This is a genomic window from Pseudoxanthomonas sp. Root630 (assembly GCF_001427585.1).
Taxonomy (GTDB): domain Bacteria; phylum Pseudomonadota; class Gammaproteobacteria; order Xanthomonadales; family Xanthomonadaceae; genus Pseudoxanthomonas_A.
The window spans coordinates 155,191-176,836 of record NZ_LMGY01000021.1 but is presented as its reverse complement, the minus strand read 5'-3'; the positions used below and the strand labels follow the sequence as shown (position 1 = coordinate 176,836).

The window sequence follows — 21,646 nt, the reverse complement described above, 5'->3', positions numbered from 1 at the left end:
ACGGGGATGCTTTCAGATAAGCGCTTTCGGTAGCTGTCCAGATCAGGAGATGCATGTTCTCGTCTTCGAGGAGATGCGCTTCGAGCAGCCTGCACCAGTAAATTCCGCACAGAAAAAGGGACTTTCCATGCCACATCTTCCCCCGCCGCCCATTCCGCAAACGCTACGCGACATGCTCAAGGACTACCCAGGGCATATCGAAGCATTAGAAGCCGCCTTGAATGATGTAGTGGAGAAGCCATTCAAGGGAACGCCGTTGTTCGAGCAGGCCATCTGGGCCTTGGAGGGTGCATTGGAGGCCTTCATCTCCGAAGCGCGCGGAGAGCTCAAGGCTGCCGAGGCTAGTGGCGACTCGGCGGAGGTAGGGCGGGCAAAAGCTAAAGAACGCCTGATGTTTCGTGCCCGGTCTGGCAATGGGGGAATGCGCCTCGGACTGATGGATGACTTGTGGGACTACTTTGAGTCGAACGGGGATGCTTTCAGATAAGCGCTTTCGGTAGCTGTCCAGATCAGGAGATGCATGTTCTCGTCTTCGAGGAGATGCGACCAGTAAATTCCGCACAGAAAAAGGGACTTTCCATGCCACATCTTCCCCCGCCGCCCATTCCGCAAACGCTACGCGACATGCTCAAGGACTACCCAGAGCATATCGAACGCTTGCAGGAAGTGCTGAATACGATGTTGACCAAGCCGTCGCATGGCGTCGATCCGTTCGATCGCGCCATCTGGAAGCTTGAAGGAAGACTGGAAACCTTCATCTCCGAAGCGCGTGGAGAGCTAAAGGCCGCCGAGGCTATCGGTGATCCTGCAGTGATCGAGTTGGCGAAGGCTAAGAAGTTCGTGATGGGTTCCGCTCGGTTGAACATGGGAGGAATGCCGGATCTGTTTAGGTACTTCCAAGACCACAAGGAGCTATTCGAGTGAATGACTTCTCGGGCCGACTTGATTCAGAGGCACATGCGCGCGTGCTGACCGAAGAGATACTTCCTGAAAGCCGGCTGCTACAAAAATCGTCCTCTGAACGCCCAAAGGCCATCATTCTTGGAGGACAGTCCGGGGCAGGCAAGGGCGGTCTGGCAAAGGCTGCCGAGCGTGAGCTGCTTGATGACGTCGTGAGAATCGATCCTGACAAACTCCGCGACTTCCACCCTGATGTCGAAGAATTTCGTGCTGCCAGCCCCTACAACTGGTCCGGCCTGACGCATCCCGATGCCAGCGCCTGGGCCGACGAACTGCGTGATGCCGCCGTCGCCGGCAGGAAAAACCTGATCTTCGACACCACGCTCAGCAACGGCGAGTGGTCCTCTGATCTCATCAGCGACATGCAGGCGAAGGGTTACGAAGTGGAAATCCGCGTCGTCGCTTCGCCAAAACTGGAGAGCGAACTCGGCGTCGATAAGCGCTTCGCCGAGAAGCTGGATGATGAAGGCTACGGCCGCCACGTCCCCGAAGGCGCGCGTGATGCGACCTATGACAAGCTGCCCGGCAGCCTGGACCTGATCCATGCGCGTACCGATGTCCGCATCCGCATCTTCAACCGCGAGGGCGTGGAGCTGTACGACAGCCGTACCGACCCGCGACCGCCAGGGCTGGCACTGCAGGAGGCCCGTGACGCGCGCCTGAAAGACCCTGCCATCACCCACAAGTTGCGCGATGGTTGGCGTGAACAGCAGGCGTGGCACCGCGATCTGCCGCAGGCGCTGCCCAATGACAAGATCGATCCGCGGACCCGTGACAATCTGCTCGTCGAACGCAGCAACAATCATGTGGTGGACGGCGTCGATCGTGCAGCCCGGCAAGCCGTCGATGTGGATCACGTCATCCGCATCCGCCCCACCCGCATCCGCGCCGGCAGCACGCTGGGCATCGCCGGCCTGGCGCTGGATGCCTACGACGCGGCCGACACCCTGCGCACCAGTGGCCGGTTGCGCAGTGAAGGCAACGACACCGCCGCAGAGTCCGAGCTGATCCATTTTGGCGCGCGCAGCGTGGGCGGCTTTGCCGGTGCCGGGCTGGGCATGACGGCCGGCGCCGTCGCGGGCGTCGAAACCGGCCCGGGCCTGGTCGTCACCGGCGCGCTCGGCGGCATTGCCGGCGCGGTTGCCGGCGACGAGATCGCCGCATGGACCGACAACCGCCGGATCTACAACCAGCAGGATCGCCAGGGCCATGCCTGGACCTACGACCCGGACCAGCCCGCACAAGGCTGGCAGCGCCACGCACCGATCGATGCCAGCAACGACGGGATCGACAACCCGAGGCGCGGCCCGCTGCGTGCATCGCCTGCCCTGGCCAACGAGTTGAACTACCGCTCGACCAGCACATCGGTCGAACTGATGCTCGGCGGCCCACCGAGCCAACGCGATCCCTTCGTGCAGCCTGCCAAGGCCAGCGACCCGCCGAGTGCCTTCCCGGCCGCCTGGACGCGTGATACCGACCAACAGGCATGGCAGCGCGAGGTGATGGTTGCCTTCACCGAGCGCGGCATGAGCCAGAAGCGCGTCGATGTCGCCAGCCCCGAACGTGCCGACGAACTGGATCGCGCCGCGGCCCAGACCGTCTTGCAGAACGCCGCCAACAGTCCCGCGGCGATCGCCGCGCGCTATGAAGAGGCCTACGCCCGCAACGGCTGGGCGGCCCACGGTCCGATGCCGGACGCGGTGCGCCATGCGCGCTCCGACCCGGATACCCTGATCGCCTCCGACGCGAACCGCTACCAGCGCCGCGCGAACGGCGAATGGGTCAGCGAAGGACTGATCTACAACGCCACGGCGACCGGCAACCTGCGCGAGGAGTTGGACGCCACCCGCGAGGTCTTGCGCGCGCGGCTGCCGTCGCCCCGGACCGTCCAGGCGCCACCGCCGCCCACGCCCGACGACCGCCTGCGCGACACCGTGATGGGCGCTTATGCGAACGCCGGCGTGGTGCCGGACGCGGCACGACTGGCGGCCAGCGTGGCCGCGGTGCGGGCCACACAGACGATGCACGGCCTGGACCCGGACACCACCGCCCTGCAGCTGCAACGTGGCGCCCAGGGTCGTCTTGACGTGGACAGCCCCATCGCCAGCCTGCGCCTGGACGCCGACGGCAAGACCTATGTCGTTGCCGCGGTGACCACGACCGAAGACATCCAGCGTGCGCAAGGCCCGACCCCCGCTGCCGATGCGCGCCCGGCACCGTCGGCCACGATGGCGCAGAGCGACCGGCTGGTGGAGCAGTACCTGCACGCGTTGGCGGCCGGCGACGACGAAGGCGTGCGCGCGGCGTCGATCGCGTTCCTCGATTCCGACGACGGGCAGCGGCTCGTCGCCGGATCGCAGGAGCGCACGCTGCAACACCAGCAGCACCTGCCAGGCCGCGACCGGCCGCTGTTCGTGCAGGCGATGCAGCACCTGGAGCGGCTGGGGCCGGAGGCGGTGGGCTATGCCGACCAGGCCGACATGGAGCGCATCGCCGGCGTCGTGGCCTGCGAGGCGACGCAGCGGCGCATGCCGTCGATCGACGACATCCATGTGCGGGACGACGGCCACCTGCGGGTGTCCTGCCACAACGAGCGCAACCCCGTATTGAGCCAGTACACGCAGATCGACGGGTTGCTTGCGTCGTTCCAGCCGCTGGAGCGGAGCTTCCAGAAGCTGGAGGTGGAAACGCAGCGACAGGCGCAACAGGACATGCAGCGCGCGCACGAGCGACAGGCGAGCGCGCAGCATGGGATGTGGATGTGAAGCCGGAGAAGGGAATGAACCACGAGAACCGCGACGCGTTCGGCCCGTTCATGGCGGCTACCGGCAAGCTGGAGAAGCTGGTCGCTGGGCTGCAGAAGCAGGCACAGGATGCGCAAATCGCCATCCGCACCACCCGTGAGCAGGAGGAGGCCCAGTTCAAGCAGGCGATGGTGGCGATGTTCCGCGACCACCAGCAGCGGATGGAGGCGGCGCTGCGCCCCAAGGTCGTCCGTGCCTGGCAGAGCGTGGCAGGCGTATCCGCTCTGCTCGTGCTGCTGTTCGCCGCTTGGCTGCTGATGCTGAAGCAAGCCAACGACCGACTGGGTGCAGCGCAGGCCCGCGCTGACGCAGCTGAGATCAAGGCGGAGGTGCATGAGGCGTTGCGGCACGTCGAGATCACGTCCTGCGGTGGCCGGCCGTGCGCAAGGATCGACAGCAACACGCCCACCTGGAAAAGCGGCAACCACGAGTACATCCTCGTCGATGGGAAGCCGGGCAAGGCAAGCCGCCATCCGCGATGAAGCGGTTCTCGTGCACGTCACGGGATCTGCCATCCAGCGTGGGTGTCGAGGACGAAGCCGGTTTCGCCTCCCGAATCCAACACTGAGATCCGGATCTTCCAGAAGAATGACGGGAGCCTATGGCGCGGCACGTTGTTTCTGCGGAGCATGGCCCCGTCGCTCCCGACATGCGCGGCCCGCAAGGCTCGCCATGCGTCTTCCCGTCCGCCGTGGGCGCAGGCGAGAATGCCCCGGTGAACGCCATCGACCGATCCAGCCAGAAGACCATCCTGTTCCTGGGCGCGCTGTTTCTGCTGTGTGGCCTGTACCTCGCCGAGAAGTGCTGGCGCACGGGGACGTGGATCGTCGAGATCAAGCAGCATGCGTACACCGGTGGCCTGGCCGTGTTCATCATCCTGGCGATGATCGTGTTCGGTGGAGGCTTCGTATTCACCAGCCTGCGGGCGCTAACGAAGTGAACCGGCGCAAGGCCGGGTGGCGGAGTCCCCCGCGCCCGGGCGCTTTCGCGTCATCCCGGCGATGACTTCCAGCACGCTCCGCCTGGCCGCGGTGCGCGCACAGTCCCTCGTGAATTCCGGAGGTGCACGACGATGAAACGCGGGCTGATCCTGTTCGCCTGCCTGCTGGGGCAGCCCGCCACGGCGCACGCGGACGATGCGCATGCCGTCGCCTCGCCTGCGGTACCGGATGCGACCTTCCACGTGGACAGCGCTCTGACGGCATTGCCGGCGTTGCGATTCCCGATCCGCGACCAGACCGATGCCGAGCGCCGGCTGTTCGTCGCGGCGAAGGACGGTGTGGTCGCGCGCATGCTGGTGCTGCAGTTCGAGACGGTGCAGCCCGGCTCGGACTTCCGATTCCGGTTCCCGTCCAAGCCACCGCGCGCGTTCGGGCCGCACGTCTACCGCTTCGGCAGCTACGCCTACGACGACGCCACCGCCGCCGCGCGCGAACCCGCGCTGGAAGCCGCGCGCACCCGCGTCGCGCTGCAGGCGAACGGACTGCGGCCGCCGCGCTACTGGCACGTCGTGCGCCTGGCCCGCGTGGCCGACGCGGATGGTCGCCACGAAGCCATCGTCTTCTACCTGGAGAACGCCGACGCGCGTTATCCCGACGGCCTCACCGACGTGGACGAAGACGGCGACGGCCGCCTGCCCGCCGATGAAACCGAGCGGCTGTGGCAGGCGCTGGCGCGCGTGCTCGAAGTGCGTCCCGCGACGACGCCGTAGTGCGTCGGCTACCGGCTTCACGCGTGCGCGGGTAGGCTGGCGCTCTCCCCGCACGAGGCATCGCCATGGAAGCCACCGTCCATCCCTTCTCCGAGCTGTTCGCCCAGTTGGGCCTGCCCAACGACAACGCCAGCATCCAGCAGTTCATCGCCACCCATTCCCCGCTGCCCGACAACGTGCGCCTGGAAGAAGCCCCGTTCTGGTCGCCCGCGCAAGCGCAACTGCTGCGCGAAGAACGCCTCGACGACGCCGACTGGGCGATGGTGGTGGACCGCTTGAACGTGGCGCTGCACGGCAGCCCGGCTTGAATCGGCGTAGCCCGGGGTGCGCCACGCACGCCACCCTTCCGTGTCCCCGGGTGCGGCCGTGGGCCGTACCCGGGCTACGTGGGTCAACGGTCTTCGGCTGCATCCGGACGCGGTGTTATCGCGCGCTCCGCGCCTCCGCCAACTGCGCTTCCAGTTCCGCGATGCGCCGGTCGCGTTCCTCCAGCGCCTGCTGCACGTCTTCGGCCTCGAAACGCACGGGGATATACTTGGGACAGTTCCAGTCGAAGGCTTCGACATGGATCCGCATCTCGCGCTCGGTACGCCCGGCGCCCGGCGATTCGTGTACCGACAGCCGGCCCAGCAGCTTCATGCGATGCCGGTGCGCGTAGTCCATCAGGATCAGCGCCACACGGTCGTCCCTGGCGAGATTGCCCACGCTGATGAACTGACGGTTCCCCGGCAAGTCCATGAACGACAGCGTCCGCGCGTCGAGCACCTGCAGGAACCCCGGACTTCCGCCGCGGTGCTGCACGTACGGCCAGCCGGTCTCGGATACGGTGGCCATGTAGAAACTGCGCTGCGCCCGGATGAAGGTCGCTTCGTCGGGCCCGAGTTCGGCATTGCGGACCTCGTCGCCGGATTCGAAAGCCCGCGCGTACTGCGCGCGGCTGCCGTCGCGGGCCTGCATCTCGCGGACGGCGGGGGTGAAGGCGATGTTCGCGAATGCGTGTCTCATCTCGTTCTCCAAGCCTGTGTGCCCACCACGCGGGATGGGTCGAGCCAAGCGATACCCGTCATGGGCGAATCCTGTGCACAGTGGGCCGGGGCTCCCCGTCCCGTCGTCACTGCGCCGTATGCACCTGCGCCGGACCGCCGGTGACCCGTCCGCGCGTCTTGGCGGTTTCGCCGAGGTAGGCCAGCGCGAACTGGGTGAACTTGACGCTGTGCTGCGCCGATTCCCCCATGGTCGCCAGTGTGTCCTGGGTGGTGTGGATGTAGGGGAAGCTGCCGTTCGGGCCGCCGGCCTCGAACATCATCGCGGCGGGATAGCCGGCGTTGGTCCACGACGCGTGGTCGGAGCAGGCGTAACCGCAGGCGGAGTTGCTGCGTGTCAGGCCCATCGGCGCCAGGTAGGTGTCGAACAGGGTGATGAAGAAATTCTTCAGTGCGGTGTTGGAGTAGTCGGTGATCAACTTCATGTCCGTGACCGCGCCCGACTTGTAGTTGGTCATGTCCACCTGCAGCACGCTGACCACGTTGACGCCGCTGGCGCGGAAAGACTGCGCGATGGCGTTGGAACCGCGCAGGCCGACTTCCTCGGCGGCATACCCCATGAACTTCACCGTGCGCCGCGGCCGCCAGCCGTCGGACAGGGCGATGCGCAGCGTCTCGGTGAGCGTGGCGATGCCCGATGCATCGTCGTCGGCGCCCGGTGCGAGCTGGTTGAGGTCGTTGTAGTTGCTGCCGTTGATCGAATCCAGGTGCGCGCCCAGCACCACGACTTCGTCGGGCAGGTCCCAGCCGCGGATGGTGAGGATGACCGAAGGCTGCGTGCTGCAGTTGCTGCAGGCGGTGAACAACTCGGTGGTGACGTCGTCGCGGCCGGCGGCGAGCGACTGCCAGTGCGTGCGGATCCACTCGGCCGACGTCCTGCCATGCGTACTGGCGAAGTAGCGGTTGCGGTAGCTCGAGAGGTGGTTGATGGTGTCGTAGATCCGCTGTTCCTGCACTTGCGGCAACCAGCGGTTCACGGTGTCCTGGTTGTCGAGCGTGTAGGCGGCGAGCAAGGTCTTCGCCATCGCGTCCTTCGCACGGCCCTCGCTGACGAAGGCCTCGGCCTGCGCGCGGGAGGGGAACGCGAAGTAGCCGCCGCAGCGGTGCTCGTTGACGTGCACGTAGCGGCTGATCTCACCGAGGCGGTCGGCACGGGTTTCGGAAATCAACACGGGCATGCCGGTGCTGTCGCGTCGCGCGACCGCATTGCGGGCCATGCCGCGGATGCCCTGGTACGTTTCGCGGGAGGTCACGATGTACACCGGCGCGAACGGGTCGGCGAGGGAGGATGTCGCCGTCGTGGCGGCCGGGGCGGCCGTCCTGTCCATCCTGGCGCGACGCAGGGAGGGCGCTTCTCCGGTCGCGGCCACGTGCGACGCGGCGGCCACGCGCGCGGCGGTGTGTGGCACGGATCGCGGGGTGTCCGAACGCACCAGCACGAGGCCGGTCAGCAGGGAGAGCAGGAGCGTCGTGGGGCCGAGCAGGGGCGGTTTCATCGTGGCATCTCCCGGATCACGGCCTGCGGCGTAGCGGTTGTCACGCTACCACTTTCGTGGCGGCGCCACGCGTGCAGAAAGGGGGAGGGCGAAGGGTGTTGCGGCGAACGGGCCCGCGCGCCGCAGGGTGGCAGCGTCGCGACAGGCATGCTGTAGTAACGCAGCGCGCCCTGGGGAGGGCGCCCACACCCAGGGGATGACATCGATGAGGAACTACGCGGGCCTGTGCGCCCTGTGGATGGCGCTGCTACCGGCCACGAGTTGGGCGCAGGCATCCTGCATGAAGCCGGTCTTGCCGAACACCGAGGTGGAGGGATGGCACGAGAGTCCGCTGGGCGGGATCATCGTGGGCACGGCCCGGTACCGCATTCACGCGAAGACCGAATCGCGCTATGAAACCATCACCCTCGGCATGGCTTTCAGTCACCGCTCCGACGAGGAATCGCACGCGACCAGCCTCCCGGCCGTCCGCGAGCTGCCGGACCTGATGACCGCCAGCCTGCAGGTGCGCTTCGTGCGGAAGGAAGGAGCGCCACCGCGGGGATGGGATGCCGACGAGGTGGACGTACTGCTCGACGGCAAGCGCTTCCCCGCCGGCATGGGGGTGATCGGTGCGCCGAACCGCACCAGCGACATCGCCGCCAACTGGGAAGTCTGGTTCAGCGACCAGGACCTGCTGGCCGCCATGGAGAACGCACGCGAGATGGAAGTGCGGATGCACCATACGCCCACGGCGTCCTTCGCCACCTTCCATTTCGATATCTCGTCGTTCAAGGGTATCCGCGCGCAATTGATCCCCTACTGGCGCTGCACCGCCGCTCGTTATCACTTCACCCATCGCCATTGAGGCCAACGTGCCGCGAAACGTGGTCGCCCTACTCGGCGACCGCACCGCCGACCTCGAGCACCACGCGATAGTCGCCCGGCGCGACCTTGGCCCCGCTGTGCGGATGCGGTTCCAGTGATGCCAGTCGCAGCGTGTATGCGCCGACGCGCTGCACCGCCTGCGGCGGCGTGCCCGCGCCACCACGCCAGGGCAGCGACACGACATGCGCGTCCATGCCGGGGCCGGCGACCCACACGAAGGCCTGCGCTTCGCCTGCCCAGACGCAGGTGACGTCCGACGGGCAGCGGCTGTCCCGGTAGCCCACGAACTGGACGGACAGCCCGCCCACGTTCGCTTCCTGCTGCCATGCGAGCGCCACCGTCTGTGCCGGCGGGGCGGGATCGTTCCGTGCCGCCGACGTCGGCGTGCAGGCGGTGACCAGCACGAGCACCGCGGTGAAGCACAGGGGGAATCGGGTCATGGAGCCTCCGGGGTAAAGGGCGAACGTCTGAGTGCGTCAACACGAACGACCATAAACCCGGGGCTGTGACGGGGTGCGTAACGGCATCCCGTTCGATGCGGGCGCCGCGTCCAGGAGGGGTGCCCGCGAGGAAGCGTCGTCTGACGGACGATCACTCGCATGGCATAGTCCGCTCTCGTCGGGATCGGGGAACGTGCCCTCCTGCGGTGGGGTCGTTGCGCGATGGCCATCGGATGCGGATGCACTGAAAGGGGATGCCATGAGACAGCAGGAACCTGGCTTCGGCCCGGACATGCGGCACATCGCGTTCCGCGCCACGCGCGAGCGGCAGGAAGCGGAAGATGCGAACCGGTCGGACATCGACGTCGATCCGGAGACCGGTGAGGGGCGTTTGTCCGCACGCGGCGCTTCGCGCGCCATGGCCATCCTCCGCGTGCGTTGGCGGTGGATGGCGGCGGTGCAGGCCATCGTGGTCGCAGGCGGGACCGGCTGGGTGTTGTTCACCCAGTACGCGCCCGGCATGCCCATGGCCACGCCGACCTTCATGATGTGCCTGCTGGTGATCGCAGGGTGCGCCATCAGCATGGGTGTCTGCGGATTTGCGACCTTCGATGCCGACAGTCATGACCGTGAGGAGGCCGTCCTGCTCGCGGCCAACATGCAGTACATGCCGATTGCCGGTCTGCTGTCCTGGGCCGTCTGCATGGTGCTGTTCTGGCGATACCTGCACGGGTGGGATCCCGGTCGCGCCACCTTCATGATCGCCAACCCGTTCGGGCTCATCGTCGTGAGCTGGCTGGCGGCATTCCTGACGATAGCGCTCGTGGTGACACCGGCGGTCGACATCGCCCGCAGCCTGAAGCGTGGATGGCGGAACAGGACCCCCGGCGCCTAGCGCGGGCTGCGCGCAGGGCGCAAGGCCCCTCATCAAGGAGCGAACACGCATGTCCACCCAGATCGACACCGACGCCGTCCGCCAGCGCTACCGGGACCTCGACGCCGATGCGCTGATGCGCATCGCATTGGCGACGACGGACGAGTACGGCGACGACGCCATCCTGCTGGCACGACAGGAACTCCTCGCGCGTGGCGTCCGCGACGCGCGCTTCGATACGCCGCCAGGGCGTTCGCCGCCGCCGATCCCGAACGCCAGGGCCGCCCAACCCCGTGACCACCTGCCATGGCCCATGAAGCTGCTGTGCGTGGTGGTGACCGGCGCCGCCATCTTCGTGGCCGCGGGCTACATGCTGGCCGGGAAGAAGAATGCGGGCGGTGAAGCGTTGTTCCTGATGGTGGTGGGCTGGTTCGGCTGGTTCCTGCTGGTCAAGCTCATCCACCACGCGTGAACGCGACGCGCCCGTCGGGGATCAGGCGGGCGACGACGACACAGGCGATGCGGGAATGAACGATCGGGGCCTGCCCGACAGGCTCATGTCCCCTGGTCACGGGGATCGAAGCGCTCGCGCGTATCCATCCGCACGTTGCGCAGGTGCGCGGTGTCCAGGTGCGCGGCATAGCGCGGTTCGGCGAAGTAGCCGAACAGGATGGAGCGTCGGCGCGCGCCGGTGGGGTTCACGCTCGCGCCGTGCAGCAGGTCGGCATCGAAGACGAGGATGTCGCCCGCCGCGCCCGCGAGTTGCACGGCACGCGCTTCGTCGCCGGCATCGACCGGTGCGTCGTGCGCGCCAGGGCGATGGCTGCCGGGGATGAGGCGCGTGGCGCCGTTGTCCGGCCCGTAGTCGTCGAAGAAGGCCAGCGCGTTGACGGTGTCGCCGGGGCGCTGCGCCGACAGGTCGCGATGCAGGCCCTGGTGGCCGCATCCGGCGAGCGGCTCGCGTCCTTCCACCTGCGCGAGGAAAAACCGTTCGCCGATCAACACGCCTGCCGCAGCGAGCACGACAGGCAACCGGCATACCGCCTGTATCGTGGGGTCCAGGTCCAGCTGTGCATGCCGCCAGCCCGGACCGCGCGGCACGGGCCATGCATGCGCCGGCATCACGCCGGCATCGAAGGTCGCGCGCAATCCCTCGAGCCAGTCGGCGGGAATCGCGCCGCGCAGCAGGGCGTAGCCGTCTCGTTGGAGTGCGTCGCGGTCGATCATGACGTGGGTGCGTGGGTGCCGGGATGTCTTTTACTGGGTGCGACGGGGGAGCACAACCGCCGGTGCGTCCGGACGCGTGGCATAGTGTCGGGGCTTCGCGGTGGGGACCCGGCACAAGGGCATGGGAACGACAGCACGGCATGCCGGGCGGCAGCTCGTGTGCCGTCCTCGCCCTCGTGGGCACGCCGTCGATACGGATCGCCACGACCGCAAGGATCGCCATGCTCAAGCGCCTGTCACGCCTGTTCTCTTCCACGCGGGACCTCGATGCCCCGGTGTCGCGCCCCCGCGTGCCGGTGCGGATGCACTGGTTCGCCGAGACCGCGCTGCCGATCCCGGACTGGTCGCGCGTCGCCGAGGGCGAAGCGGCATCGCTCGAGGGCGATGCTGCGCATGCCTATTGGGACTCGGCCGCACGCACGTGGCTCGAGGCGATGAACGAGGCGCTGGGCGATCACTACCGCATCCACGAAAGCAGGGACTTCCTGCTGCTCTCCAACCTGCTGGACCGTCCCGCACAGGTGTTCCTGGCCACGTGCCAGCGCATGCTGGCGCGCATCCGGCGCAACCTGGGTGCCCTCGCCGACGACGGTGGCTGGGGCCGTTACGTGGTGATGGTGTTCGAGGAGCCCGACGACTACTACGACTACGTGGGCCACTACTATCCCGCGGGTGGCGAGTACGCGATGTCGTCGGGCATGTTCATCCAGGCTGGATACGGCCACTTCGTGATGCCGCTGGAGCAGATCGAAGCGATGGAGCCGGTGATCGCGCACGAATTGACCCACTCCCTGCTGACCCATCTGCCCATCCCGGCCTGGCTCAACGAGGGTCTGGCGGTGAACACCGAGCACACGATGTTCCCGCAGCTCGCAGCGCCCTCGGCGCAGCTCTATTTCCCGCATGAGGTCGCCGCGCACCACGCGGCGTACTGGAACGCGGACAGCATCCAGACGTTCTGGTCGGGCAAGTCCTTCCTGGCGACCGACGACGGCAACCGGCTCTCCTACGACCTGGCCAAGAAGATCACCGCGCTCGCCGCAGGCGACGAAGCCGCGTTCCGCGCTTTCGTGGCGGCGGCCGACATGCAGGACGGCGGCGTCGAGGCGCAGCATCACCTCGGGTTCCCCATCGCGCACCTGGTCGAGGCGGTGCTGGGCGAGGGGCCGTGGGAGCCGCGGCCGGAGACGTGGCGCGAAGGCGTGGAGCGCGGGCAGTTCTCACCGCCGCGGATGCCTGCCGCATGACGCTGCCGGACGATTTCTACAGGGCGTCCGAAGCAGAACTGCCGCCGTCGGATCGCGTGGCGGCTCCGTTGCTGGTGAAGGTGGCGGTGGGGTTCTACATCGCCAGCCTGCTGATGCGCTATGTACGCGGGATCCGTGCCGGCGCGATGCCGGACGCGGTCTCCCTGACCGTAGGCGTGGCGGTGGCGGCGATCGTGGCGGGCGTCAGCATCGCGTTGCTGTACCGCATGCGCTGGGCGCGGATCTGGATCATCGTGCTCACGATCCTGCCGGTCATCAACGCGGCCGCGGGGATCGCCTGGATGCCCTGGGGGCCGGCGAGGATCTTCGCCCATTGCGCCGATGGCGCCCGCATCGTCGCCGGCGCGATCATGTTCATGCCTTCGGTGCGCGCCTGGTTCGCCATGCGCGGCAGGTGAGCCTGCGCAGGCCGTCATGGGCGGTCGTTTGTCGCGACCCCCTTCCCTGGTGGTCGCGACGCAAACAACCGCGGCTCACGCCTTGGTGGCGCCACCCGGCAGGTCGCGGTCCGAGGTGATGGACAGACCGTCGGGCAGCTCGATGGCGTCGAACTGCGCCTGCACCGTCTGCAGCAGCGCTTTCTGACGACCCTCGGACAGGGTCTGCGCGAGCGCGTCGATCGTGGCCAGGATCTGCAGGTCGCGCGCGAGTTCCGGCCGGATGCCCTCGCCGCCGAGCCACGGCGGTTCGCGACGGGGCGGGAACTCGAAGAAGGGTTCCACCCAGACGATGATGGGAATGCGGATCCACTTCAGGCAGATCTTGGTGATGGGGTGGCGGAAGATGCAGATGTAGCGCCATGCGATGATCATGATGACCTCCGATGTCGGGCGGGATGTGCCCATCCGGAATGACGCGTCGCGTGCGGCGGAACGGCTAGCTGGAGACGCCGCCTGTCGGCAGCCGGGCGATGCACGGCGTCCAGCTGCGCTCGCTTCCGCGAGAGGCCTGCCGGTCGGCTGCGTTGCAGCGGATGCGGCGACGGACGGTAAGCCCGGCTTGGCAGGTTTGGATTAGCGTGGCTTGCAGGCCAGCGTCACTGGCACAGGCGTCGAACAGGGAGGTGAGCGATGGTGACCTTGCCCTTGCGGATCCGCCGCGCGCGCGCCGTCGCGCGCATCACCCAATCCGAACTCGCCCGGCGCCTGGACGTGAAGCGCAGTGCGGTCAGTCAATGGGAGAGCGCGCACGGCACCACGCCGAACGTGGCCCACCTGATCCGGATCGCCGTGGAAACCGGCGTCGCCTTCGAATGGCTGGCGACCGGACGCGGCCCATTGCGGCTGGACCACGATTGCTCGGACGAGGCGGTGGTGTTGAAGGATTTCGCCCAGGATGCGCTGGAGAGCCGTGGCCTGCAGGCGCTCAGCCGCCTGTCGCGGCCGAAGAAGCAGGTGGCCGTGACGATCATCGAGCTGCTGAGTGGCGTCGTCGCGTCAACGGGTGAGGGTGTGCGGACGCCGTAGCGTCATCGATGTCCGCCTCATGACGTCGTCGATGCCGCCTGCGCGAGCTTCGTACAGCGTTGTGCCAGGCGATCGGCCAATGCCAGCGTCGCTGGCGACGCGCCTGCAGGGTGATGCAGCGCCAGCCAGACGTGCGGCGGTGCCGGTGCGCCGTCGCGTGCGCCGAGGATGCGGTGCGCGGGCAACGTGGCGCGGCGAGGCAGCAGGCTGAGTCCCAGGCCATCCGCGACGGCGGCCTGCAGGCTGGCCAGCTGCGGGCTGACGTAGGCGACATGCCAGCGGCGTCGTTGTGCGTCGAGCCAGCCGAAGAGTTCTTCGCGGTAGAGGCCGCCTTCGGGGAACACGGCCACCGGCACGGACGGCCGTGAAAGGCAGGGATGGCGGCGGCTGTCCAGCCACACGAGCGGCTCGCGCCAAGCCTGTACGGCGCGCGCATGGCGTTGCTTCGCGAGGACGAGGTCGTACTCGCCGCGTTCGTAGGCTGCCAGCAACTGCGGGCCCAGCCCGGTGGTGACTTCCAGCCGCAGGCTGCTCCCCCACTGCCGTGCGAAGGCCGCGAGTACAGGCGTGAGCAGGCGCCCGCCGAAATCCTCCGGTACGCCCAGGCGTACGGTCTCCTGGGCTGGCGTTCCGTCCATCGCCGCGCGCGCCTCCGCGCCCAGCGCGAGCAGTCGCCGCGCGTAGCCGAACAGGCGCTCGCCGGCATCGGTGGTGGTGGGGCGCGTGCCGCTGCGATCCACCAGGGGATGGCCGACCTCTTCCTCCAGCCGGCGCAGGTGCTGGCTGACCGTGGACTGCGTGAGGTGCAGGGCCTGCGATGCGCGCGTGAAGCCGCCGTGCTCGATGACCGCGACGAAGGAGCGCAACAGGATCGGGTCGTACATGGTCATCGCATATCCCACTGGCTGCCATGAAGGTATTTAATTTTACGATGGCCCAGGATGTCGCTAGGCTGCCGGCATGACCGGATCCGTCCGGCGAATCCACGATGCCGATGTCCGGGAGAGCGCGATGACGATGATGACGCAGGCCAGGGCGGCGGCGAGGGCCGGTGCCTTCCTGGCCCTCGGCGTGTTTTGCCTGGTGCCGACGGTCCACGCGCAGGTGAACGATACGAGCGTCGACCTGATCGTGCGCGATGTCACCGTGATCGACGTCACCGATGGCAAGCGACTGCCGCATCGCGACCTGGTGGTCGATGACGGGCGCATCGTCGCGATCGTGGCCACCGGCGACGCCCGCGTGGGCAAGGTGCGGGAGACGGTCGAGGGCCGCGGCCTGTTCGCCATTCCCGGCCTGTGGGACATGCATGTGCACTTCGGTGGCGGAGCCGCGCTGATCGAAGAGAATCGCGCGTTGTTGCCTTTGTACGTGGCGCACGGCATCACCGGGGTACGCGATGCCGCCGGCGACCTGAGCGACAGCGTGCTGGCGTGGCGCGAGGCGGTGGCCGCCGGCCGCGAGCTGGGGCCGCGCATCTTCACCTCGGGGCCGAAGATCGAAGGCAAGGATTCGATCTGGCCCGGCGACCTCGAAGTCGAGGACGAAGCCGGGCTGGATGCCGCGCTGGACAGCCTGGTCGCGCGGCAGGTGGACTTCATCAAGATCACCGACAACACGCTGAGCCCGTCGTTGTTCATGTCGGCGCTGGAGAAAGTGCATGCGCGTGGACAGGTCAGCTCCGCGCACATTCCGATGGCGGTGTCGGTAGCGGACGCGAGCGCGGCCGGGCTCGGTTCCATCGAACATATCGCCTACGCCTACAAGGCGGGCGCGCCCGACGAAGCGGCGCTCAGCCGCGCTTTTGCCGCGGGGACGCTGGACGCGCGCGCGGTGTGGGCGGGAGCGGAGGCCACGTTCACGCCCGACCGTGCGCGGGCCGCTTACCGTCGGCTCGCCGCCAACGGCACGGCGGTCACGCCGACGCTCAACGGCAGCCGCGTGGTGGCGTATCTGGATGAGGACGATCACGCCGACGACGACTACCTGCAGTACATCGGGCCAGGCCTGCAGGCGACCTACGCATGGCGCGTGCAGCGCGCGGCCAAGGACGACGCTGCGGCGATCGCCCTGCGGCATGCCCGCTTCGAGCGGCAGGCGGGCATCCTGCCCTTGCTGCAGTCCGCCGGCGTGCGGATCCTGGCCGGCACCGATGCGGGCTTCCTCAACTCCTTCAACTATCCCGGCGTGGGCCTGCACGACGAACTGGACCTGTTCGTGCGTTACGGGCTGACGCCCTTGCAGACGTTGCAGGCCGCCACGATCAACGGTGCGCGCTTCCTCGGGCACGACGATACCCACGGCACGCTGGCGCCCGGCAAGGCCGCGGATATCGTGCTGCTGCGCGCCGATCCCGTGGCGGACATCAAGGCCGTGCGCGCGATCGATACGGTGATCCTGCGGGGTAAAGCGTACGACCGCGCCGCGCTCGACGCGATGCTCACCGACGTGCGCACGCGCGTCGCGGCCATGCAGACGGCGCCCTGATCCAGGCCCCGTATCGGTCGCTGACACGACGCACACAACCGACGGGCTAGGCTTGGCGCTCCCTGCAACCGGAGCGGACCATGTCCCAGATCACTCGCGAAGAAGTCATCCTGCAACTGGATCGCGTGGACACCGCGCTGGAAGCACCCGAAGCCGACAAGGCGGCGATCCTGCGCGACGCGCGGGATTGGCTGGCGGATCATCCGCCGAAGAAAGCCGCCGACGCGTTGTACTACCGCGACCGACTGGACGTGATCCGCGAGCGCCACGGTGTGGCGTGAAGGACATGCGAGCCGTCGGTTCGGCGGTCGGTGCGCCCGATGCGGGTGCCCAACGCCTTCTGACGTGAAGGCATGTGGCGAGTCGCCTGGTTCTTCTGATGCGCTATCGGGTTGCGCGGCGCATGGATGAGCTTCGCATGGCCGCGCATGCGCGCTCGCTATCCGTCTGCGCCGTACATGCAGCGTCGCGTCGATCTAGTGCCCGATTCGCAGGCATTACTACTACATGTGTTTACTCGTTGCGCCGACGAGCGGTGACCTTGCGCATCGAACCCGCGCGTTAGCCCGGAGGTGGACAGGAATGGTCCGGTGGGCAGCCCGCTCATCCGACCCGGGGCTGTCACGATGGGGTGGGCATTGGACGCTTCGCGGCACGGGCTCGGACGATCACTCTTTTCGATGCGAGCGCGCATGCCGCGCTCGCAGTGGCTGACGTGCGCGCACAAGTCCGGCCGGAACTGTTGTTCCCATCCGCCAGGTTGGCGTCACTGTCCAGCAGGATCGAACGCTCGTCGGTGCCGGAAATCGCCGGTCCATCGCCCATGCACCGCGTTCCAGGCCGATACGCGGCTGGACGCGCGTTGTCGTGCCGCTCGGCATGCGGCGATTGGAACGATGCCGCCAGGTGGAACACGCCGCAGGACGTCATAAGCAGGTCGCTCGCACGTTCGCCCTTCGGCAGAGGGGCGACCCCTCAATGCCAGGCTTGTCCGGAGATAGCATGTCCAAGCGCACGATGTCGGAATCGAAGGCCTCTACGCAGGAGTTCCACGATGCGCTGATGGGTCTTGAGCTGAATCGCATCATGGGCAAGAAAGGCGCACATGATGACCGTGTATCGCAGTCGTTGTGGGGATTGGCGCTCTCCGGAGGCGGGATACGCAGCGCGACGTACTGCCTGGGCGTCCTGCAGGCGCTATCGAAACGGGGGATGCTGGGCGCCTTCCACTACTGCTCGACCGTGTCGGGTGGCGGCTACATCGGCGGGTTCCTGCAGGCCCTCCTGGACAAGGAAAAGAACGAGACGGACCCCGTCGGCGATGTGGCACGCATGCTGCTCGGTGAACAGAGAAGTTCGGGGCCGGGGGTGACGACGCGCGCCGCGCATCTGGAGTCGAGCGCCACGAGCGAGGCGGTCCGCAAGCTCAGGCGGTACAGCAACTTCCTGAGCCCGAACAAGAGGCCGCTCTCCGGCGACAGGATCGCGCTCGTGGCCGCCTACCTTTCGAACATGCTGCTTACGCAGCTCCAGCTGCTGTCGCTGGTGTTCTTCCTGGTGTTCGTCCCCTATTTGATGGTGCGTGTACTGCAGGTGGTCTCGTACTCACCCATCGCGGCGTGGTTGATCGCGGTGATCGTGATCGTGATAGCACTGGCCTCGCGACCGCGCAGGATGGCAGCGGAGCAGCATGCGCGCGCTGGCAAGAGGCCGGGTGCATTGCCGTTCGCCGGTGCGGATATCGTCCCGCCGGCCGGCCTGTCCATCGGCTTCGTGCTGCTCGCCGGCCTGGTGTGGCCGGTCGCCGGGGGGAATGGGGTCGGCAACCAGGCGGGCGGCGCCTTCGAGCTGATGGCGGCATTGAGCAGCATGACGGGCATTGAGGCGTTGAAGAAGAAGGAATGGTTCGCGCCGGTCGCTGTCGCATCGGCGTATCTCATCGGGTTCGTCACGTGGCTCATCTGGTGGTTCAGGGGAGCAACGAGGGTCGACGGCTTTGGTCGGCGGCTTGGCAGTCAACTGGTGTTCGGCAGCCTGGCATGCGTGGCGATCGCGGGGGCCATCGTCCTGGTGCAGCCGGGTGCGCTTTTCCTGTCTCGGATCGCGACGGACATTCCGGTCCTGTCGGACTGCCTGCGCCAACTGGGAAACCTTTCGCCGTACGGGAAAGTCGCGTTCGGCGCGCCCGCCCTGTTCGTGATCTTCTTCGTCATCAACCTTCTGCATCTGGCGCTCGCCTACGACCGGAAAACCGACATCGTGTCGAGGGAGCGATGGAACAGGTTGATGGGCAGGACTGCCGTCTGGCTGTTCGCCGGCGTCGCGGGCACCCTGACCATCACTTACTTCGTGCCACATTCTCTGCGAGCTTTCCTGAGTAACCTCGAGGTCGTCGGCGGGCTGGCCGTGGCCTGGGGCAGCGTGAGCGTGGGGGGCGCGATCGCCGGCTACTGGGAGCAGGCGTCGAAAATAGCGTGGGGACTCGGGCCGCATCTGAAGCGCGCACTGTTGGCGATCGCGTTGTGGGTCTTCCTCGGCGGCATTGTCGTGGTGATGGGCATGGTTGTCGACGCGCTGGTCGCGCTGCCAAGCGGCAGGGTGATCGACCTGCGCGGTTTCGAGTGGATGGTGGTCGCGCTTCTGGGCTGGTGGGTGCTGGCCCGCTTCGTGGACGAGAACGAGTTCAGCATGAACGGGTTCTATCGCAATCGCCTGGTGCGTTGCTACCTGGCCGCGAGGAACGACAGGAACGTCAGGCGCGACATCGAGACCGGCTTGAATCCGGAGCGGGACGATATCGAGCTCCGGCAGCTGCGCGACTATGAAACGGAATCCGAGAGGCAGCGGCCACTCTATCCCCTGCTCTGCGGCGCGGTGAATCTCGTCAGAAGCAGTCGGCTGGAGTGGCAAGACCGGAAGGCAGCCTCGTTCGTCTTCTCGCCGCTCTTCTGCGGGCATCAGTCCGCTGACGAGGGGCAGGCAGGCCCCATCGGCGATGTCGTGGACCTGCCGAATCGCGTCACGACGAGTCCCGCGGTAAGCAGGTCCGACATTGCGAGGCGCCATACGCTGGGCGCGGCGATGGCCGTATCGGGCGCAGCCCTGAGTTCGAACATGGGATACCACAGCTCCCCCGCCGTCAGCGCACTGCTGACGCTGTTCAACGTGAGGCTGGGCTGGTGGGTGATCAACCGGAATGCGAAGGAGAGCGTCATCGACTTCGCGGGCCTCAATCTGCTCTCCGAGTTGCTCAGCAATACGCACGAGAACGGGAAATACGTGTATGTGACCGATGGCGGCCACTTCGAGAACCTGGGCATCTACGAACTCGTCCGGCGCAAATGCCGGTTCATCGTGTCCGTCGATGCGACCGCGGACCATGAGCGGCGCTTCGGAGACCTGGCGAATGCGGTGCACAAGTGCCGGGTGGACTTCGGCGCCGAGATCGACATCGATACGAGCCTGATGCAGAGCGACGACAAGAGCGGTCACCCGCTCCGCTGTGCGGCGCTCGGGCGCGTCACGTATGCCGATGGGTCGGAAGGATTCCTGCTGTACCTGAAGCCGACGCTGTTGGGCGACGAGTCTGCGGATGTCAGGAATTATGCGCGGATACACGAGAAATTTCCGCACGAGCCGACGAGCGACCAGTTCTTCGACGAAATACAGTTCGAGTGCTACAGGCAGCTGGGCTTCCAGAACATGCTGTCCCTGATTGAGCGGATCTCCCAGGACCCTCCGAGAGGACAGGTCGACAATGGGGGTAGCGACAACGGCGGGCCGAACGGGGGTGACGGCGGCGGCGGTGGGGGGGGGAGCGATGGGAACGGCGGTGGCGATGGTGGCGGGGAAAGCCCCGGGGGCGCCGGACGCGAAGAGCTGAGGATGAGGCTGACCGATTACAGGTACAAGGAGGAGTTCCTGAAACGCATCAAGTATCGCCTGTACGAGCCTTCCGACGCGGTGTCGCTCAGACGCGCCCAGCATGGAGATGCGTTGGTCCGTCTTCTGGAGAGGCTGCGCGAGTCCCTGGCGTTGAAGGAACTCGACATACAGCTCTACCCTGGGCTCCATCGATTCAATACGAGGGGCGCGGCACCGCCTCCGCGGGCGCCGGGTGTGCCAGGTACGCCGATGACGCTTCCTCCTTCGGAGACGTTCCGGGACTGCTTCTATTACATGCAGCAGCTGATCGTGCTGATGGAGTCCGTGCATGGCGATCTCGACCTGGACAGGAACTGGAACCATCCGGACAACCGGGGCTGGATGAATCTCTTCCAGCATTGGTCATGGGTTCCCATGTTCCGGTTGACGTGGGCGCTCACGCTGCAGACGCGCGGAGCGCGCTTCGTCCATTTTTGCGAGCGTCGCCTGGAGGTTCCGCCCATCACCCGCGATCTTCTGATCGAAATGGTCCCGGATAAGACGCCCGGTCGTGTAGAGGGTGACGCAACCCGGTGGAGGGAAGGGTTCGCGAGGATGATCGATCGCCTCCGAGACACCGGACGCATCAATTTCCTCGAAGGACAGCTGCTCCATTCAAGGGGCGTGAGGGACATCATCGATCGCGCGATCGAGTACAAGGTCGGCGTCGTGTGGATCAGGACGTCCGAATTCCTCGCACGCGGCGGCGCACATGGTTTGGTGGAGAATCTGCCAGTGGGCATCGTCCTGATCACCCGGGGCCAGGGAGCGAAGGAGGGCGAGTTCGAGATCAATGTCTTGCGCATACAGGATCACCTCCGGCGCATGGGATTGGGATTCGCGACAGTGAAGAGACTCGTGCTGTCCGAGCCCGGCGCAACGTGGTCCGTGCGTACCATCTCAGGAGATTGCGGAAAGGCGCTGGATTTCGTCACCGAGATCGTCGCAGCGAAGCACGACAAGCGCATCGCCCGATTCCTCGATCAGGTGCAACTCATGCTCGCGTCGCCCGGCCACGGATAGCGGGTCGCCGGGGGATCGGCGATGCCTGTCGCGGGTCCCCGGCGCAGCACCGCCGG

At 66.9% G+C, this 21,646-nt stretch carries 22 protein-coding genes; 16 read left to right on the top strand and 6 right to left on the bottom strand.

Translation table 11 applies throughout. The annotated features are described in order from the left end of the window. The 7 genes from ASD72_RS21620 to ASD72_RS20335 form a co-directional block, all read left to right on the top strand. Positions 1-487: hypothetical protein (locus ASD72_RS21620; RefSeq protein ID WP_235578077.1), on the top strand; the 487-nt coding region annotated here is incomplete at its 5' end. A 29-nt stretch (positions 488-516) separates the two neighbouring features. After that, positions 517-924 (top strand): hypothetical protein, encoded by a 408-nt coding sequence (locus tag ASD72_RS20360; protein ID WP_235578076.1) that lies wholly within the window; start codon positions 517-519, stop codon positions 922-924. After that, positions 921-3,725: a zeta toxin family protein gene (locus ASD72_RS20355; protein ID WP_081420500.1), complete on the top strand. Its 2,805-nt coding sequence runs from the start codon at positions 921-923 to the stop codon at positions 3,723-3,725. The genes ASD72_RS20360 and ASD72_RS20355 overlap by 4 nt, the downstream gene beginning before the upstream one ends. Before the next feature lie 14 nt (positions 3,726-3,739). Then, complete coding sequence (locus ASD72_RS20350) at positions 3,740-4,246, top strand: hypothetical protein (RefSeq protein WP_056881802.1); 507 nt, start codon at positions 3,740-3,742, stop codon at positions 4,244-4,246. A gap of 233 nt (positions 4,247-4,479) precedes the next feature. Next, the gene (locus ASD72_RS20345; protein ID WP_155944780.1) at positions 4,480-4,704 is read left to right on the top strand and encodes a hypothetical protein; all 225 of its coding nucleotides are present in this window, start codon (positions 4,480-4,482) and stop codon (positions 4,702-4,704) included. Positions 4,705-4,836: 132 nt separating this feature from the next. Beyond that, positions 4,837-5,475, top strand: a complete 639-nt coding sequence (locus ASD72_RS20340; RefSeq protein WP_056881800.1) for a hypothetical protein — start codon at positions 4,837-4,839, stop codon at positions 5,473-5,475. Between the two features lie 65 nt (positions 5,476-5,540). After that, a complete protein-coding gene (locus ASD72_RS20335; RefSeq protein ID WP_056881799.1) occupies positions 5,541-5,783 on the top strand; it encodes a DUF2789 domain-containing protein in 243 nt (80 codons plus the stop codon). Between the two features lie 115 nt (positions 5,784-5,898). On the opposite strand, the gene ASD72_RS20330 is transcribed toward ASD72_RS20335, so the two are convergent. Then, positions 5,899-6,480: a pyridoxamine 5'-phosphate oxidase family protein gene (locus ASD72_RS20330; RefSeq protein WP_056881820.1), complete on the bottom strand. Its 582-nt coding sequence runs from the start codon at positions 6,478-6,480 to the stop codon at positions 5,899-5,901. A 106-nt stretch (positions 6,481-6,586) separates the two neighbouring features. Continuing rightward, positions 6,587-8,014 (bottom strand): M20/M25/M40 family metallo-hydrolase, encoded by a 1,428-nt coding sequence (locus ASD72_RS20325; RefSeq protein WP_056881798.1) that lies wholly within the window; start codon positions 8,012-8,014, stop codon positions 6,587-6,589. Between the two features lie 205 nt (positions 8,015-8,219). On the opposite strand from ASD72_RS20325, the gene ASD72_RS20320 reads away from it, so the two are divergent. After that, positions 8,220-8,861: a hypothetical protein gene (locus ASD72_RS20320; protein ID WP_155944779.1), complete on the top strand. Its 642-nt coding sequence runs from the start codon at positions 8,220-8,222 to the stop codon at positions 8,859-8,861. A gap of 28 nt (positions 8,862-8,889) precedes the next feature. Here the strand turns inward: ASD72_RS20320 and ASD72_RS20315 are convergent, their stop codons facing one another. Further along, entirely contained in the window at positions 8,890-9,321 is a 432-nt protein-coding gene (locus ASD72_RS20315; protein ID WP_056881796.1) for a hypothetical protein, read from the bottom strand. Between the two features lie 259 nt (positions 9,322-9,580). Between ASD72_RS20315 and ASD72_RS20310 the strand changes: the two genes are divergently transcribed. Then, a complete protein-coding gene (locus tag ASD72_RS20310; RefSeq protein ID WP_056881795.1) occupies positions 9,581-10,216 on the top strand; it encodes a hypothetical protein in 636 nt (211 codons plus the stop codon). A gap of 49 nt (positions 10,217-10,265) precedes the next feature. Then, a complete protein-coding gene (locus tag ASD72_RS20305) occupies positions 10,266-10,667 on the top strand; it encodes a hypothetical protein (RefSeq protein ID WP_056881794.1) in 402 nt (133 codons plus the stop codon). Between the two features lie 83 nt (positions 10,668-10,750). Here ASD72_RS20305 and ASD72_RS20300 read toward each other — a convergent pair whose 3' ends face one another. Beyond that, entirely contained in the window at positions 10,751-11,422 is a 672-nt protein-coding gene (locus ASD72_RS20300; RefSeq protein WP_056881793.1) for a phytanoyl-CoA dioxygenase family protein, read from the bottom strand. A gap of 221 nt (positions 11,423-11,643) precedes the next feature. Here ASD72_RS20300 and ASD72_RS20295 point away from each other — a divergent pair, with 221 nt between their 5' ends. Both ASD72_RS20295 and ASD72_RS20290 read left to right on the top strand, forming a co-directional pair. Next, entirely contained in the window at positions 11,644-12,669 is a 1,026-nt protein-coding gene (locus ASD72_RS20295; RefSeq protein ID WP_056881792.1) for a hypothetical protein, read from the top strand. Continuing rightward, a complete protein-coding gene (locus ASD72_RS20290; RefSeq protein WP_056881791.1) occupies positions 12,666-13,088 on the top strand; it encodes a hypothetical protein in 423 nt (140 codons plus the stop codon). Before ASD72_RS20295 ends, ASD72_RS20290 begins: the two co-directional genes overlap by 4 nt. Positions 13,089-13,163: 75 nt before the next feature. Here the strand turns inward: ASD72_RS20290 and ASD72_RS20285 are convergent, their stop codons facing one another. Next, a complete protein-coding gene (locus tag ASD72_RS20285) occupies positions 13,164-13,502 on the bottom strand; it encodes a hypothetical protein (RefSeq protein ID WP_155944778.1) in 339 nt (112 codons plus the stop codon). A 258-nt stretch (positions 13,503-13,760) separates the two neighbouring features. On the opposite strand from ASD72_RS20285, the gene ASD72_RS20280 reads away from it, so the two are divergent. Continuing rightward, on the top strand, positions 13,761-14,156 hold the full coding sequence (locus ASD72_RS20280; RefSeq protein ID WP_056881789.1) for a helix-turn-helix domain-containing protein: 396 nt from the start codon (positions 13,761-13,763) through the stop codon (positions 14,154-14,156). 17 nt (positions 14,157-14,173) lie between these two features. On the opposite strand, the gene ASD72_RS20275 is transcribed toward ASD72_RS20280, so the two are convergent. Next, entirely contained in the window at positions 14,174-15,046 is an 873-nt protein-coding gene (locus ASD72_RS20275; protein WP_155944777.1) for a LysR family transcriptional regulator, read from the bottom strand. Positions 15,047-15,116: 70 nt separating this feature from the next. Here ASD72_RS20275 and ASD72_RS20270 point away from each other — a divergent pair, with 70 nt between their 5' ends. From ASD72_RS20270 to ASD72_RS20260, 3 genes are all read left to right on the top strand, one after another. Then, the gene (locus ASD72_RS20270) at positions 15,117-16,643 is read left to right on the top strand and encodes an amidohydrolase family protein (protein WP_200948944.1); all 1,527 of its coding nucleotides are present in this window, start codon (positions 15,117-15,119) and stop codon (positions 16,641-16,643) included. Positions 16,644-16,723: 80 nt separating this feature from the next. Beyond that, positions 16,724-16,924, top strand: coding sequence for a hypothetical protein (locus ASD72_RS20265; RefSeq protein WP_056881788.1), 201 nt, complete (start codon positions 16,724-16,726; stop codon positions 16,922-16,924). 721 nt (positions 16,925-17,645) lie between these two features. Continuing rightward, a complete protein-coding gene (locus tag ASD72_RS20260; protein ID WP_056881787.1) occupies positions 17,646-21,590 on the top strand; it encodes a hypothetical protein in 3,945 nt (1,314 codons plus the stop codon). The last annotated feature ends 56 nt before the right edge of the window (positions 21,591-21,646 follow it).

Coding starts and splice junctions, on each gene's coding strand:
- ASD72_RS20295 (WP_056881792.1), top strand. CDS start 11,644: ATGCTCAAGCGCCTGTCACGCCTGTTCTCTTCCACGCGGGACCTCGAT.
- ASD72_RS20330 (WP_056881820.1), bottom strand. CDS start 6,480: ATGAGACACGCATTCGCGAACATCGCCTTCACCCCCGCCGTCCGCGAG.
- ASD72_RS20320 (WP_155944779.1), top strand. CDS start 8,220: ATGAGGAACTACGCGGGCCTGTGCGCCCTGTGGATGGCGCTGCTACCG.
- ASD72_RS20260 (WP_056881787.1), top strand. CDS start 17,646: ATGTCCAAGCGCACGATGTCGGAATCGAAGGCCTCTACGCAGGAGTTC.
- ASD72_RS20290 (WP_056881791.1), top strand. CDS start 12,666: ATGACGCTGCCGGACGATTTCTACAGGGCGTCCGAAGCAGAACTGCCG.
- ASD72_RS20280 (WP_056881789.1), top strand. CDS start 13,761: ATGGTGACCTTGCCCTTGCGGATCCGCCGCGCGCGCGCCGTCGCGCGC.
- ASD72_RS20285 (WP_155944778.1), bottom strand. CDS start 13,502: ATGATCATCGCATGGCGCTACATCTGCATCTTCCGCCACCCCATCACC.
- ASD72_RS20325 (WP_056881798.1), bottom strand. CDS start 8,014: ATGAAACCGCCCCTGCTCGGCCCCACGACGCTCCTGCTCTCCCTGCTG.
- ASD72_RS20350 (WP_056881802.1), top strand. CDS start 3,740: ATGAACCACGAGAACCGCGACGCGTTCGGCCCGTTCATGGCGGCTACC.
- ASD72_RS20275 (WP_155944777.1), bottom strand. CDS start 15,046: ATGACCATGTACGACCCGATCCTGTTGCGCTCCTTCGTCGCGGTCATC.
- ASD72_RS20270 (WP_200948944.1), top strand. CDS start 15,117: ATGACCGGATCCGTCCGGCGAATCCACGATGCCGATGTCCGGGAGAGC.
- ASD72_RS20360 (WP_235578076.1), top strand. CDS start 517: ATGCATGTTCTCGTCTTCGAGGAGATGCGACCAGTAAATTCCGCACAG.
- ASD72_RS20305 (WP_056881794.1), top strand. CDS start 10,266: ATGTCCACCCAGATCGACACCGACGCCGTCCGCCAGCGCTACCGGGAC.
- ASD72_RS20265 (WP_056881788.1), top strand. CDS start 16,724: ATGTCCCAGATCACTCGCGAAGAAGTCATCCTGCAACTGGATCGCGTG.
- ASD72_RS20310 (WP_056881795.1), top strand. CDS start 9,581: ATGAGACAGCAGGAACCTGGCTTCGGCCCGGACATGCGGCACATCGCG.
- ASD72_RS20315 (WP_056881796.1), bottom strand. CDS start 9,321: ATGACCCGATTCCCCCTGTGCTTCACCGCGGTGCTCGTGCTGGTCACC.
- ASD72_RS20340 (WP_056881800.1), top strand. CDS start 4,837: ATGAAACGCGGGCTGATCCTGTTCGCCTGCCTGCTGGGGCAGCCCGCC.
- ASD72_RS20335 (WP_056881799.1), top strand. CDS start 5,541: ATGGAAGCCACCGTCCATCCCTTCTCCGAGCTGTTCGCCCAGTTGGGC.
- ASD72_RS20300 (WP_056881793.1), bottom strand. CDS start 11,422: ATGATCGACCGCGACGCACTCCAACGAGACGGCTACGCCCTGCTGCGC.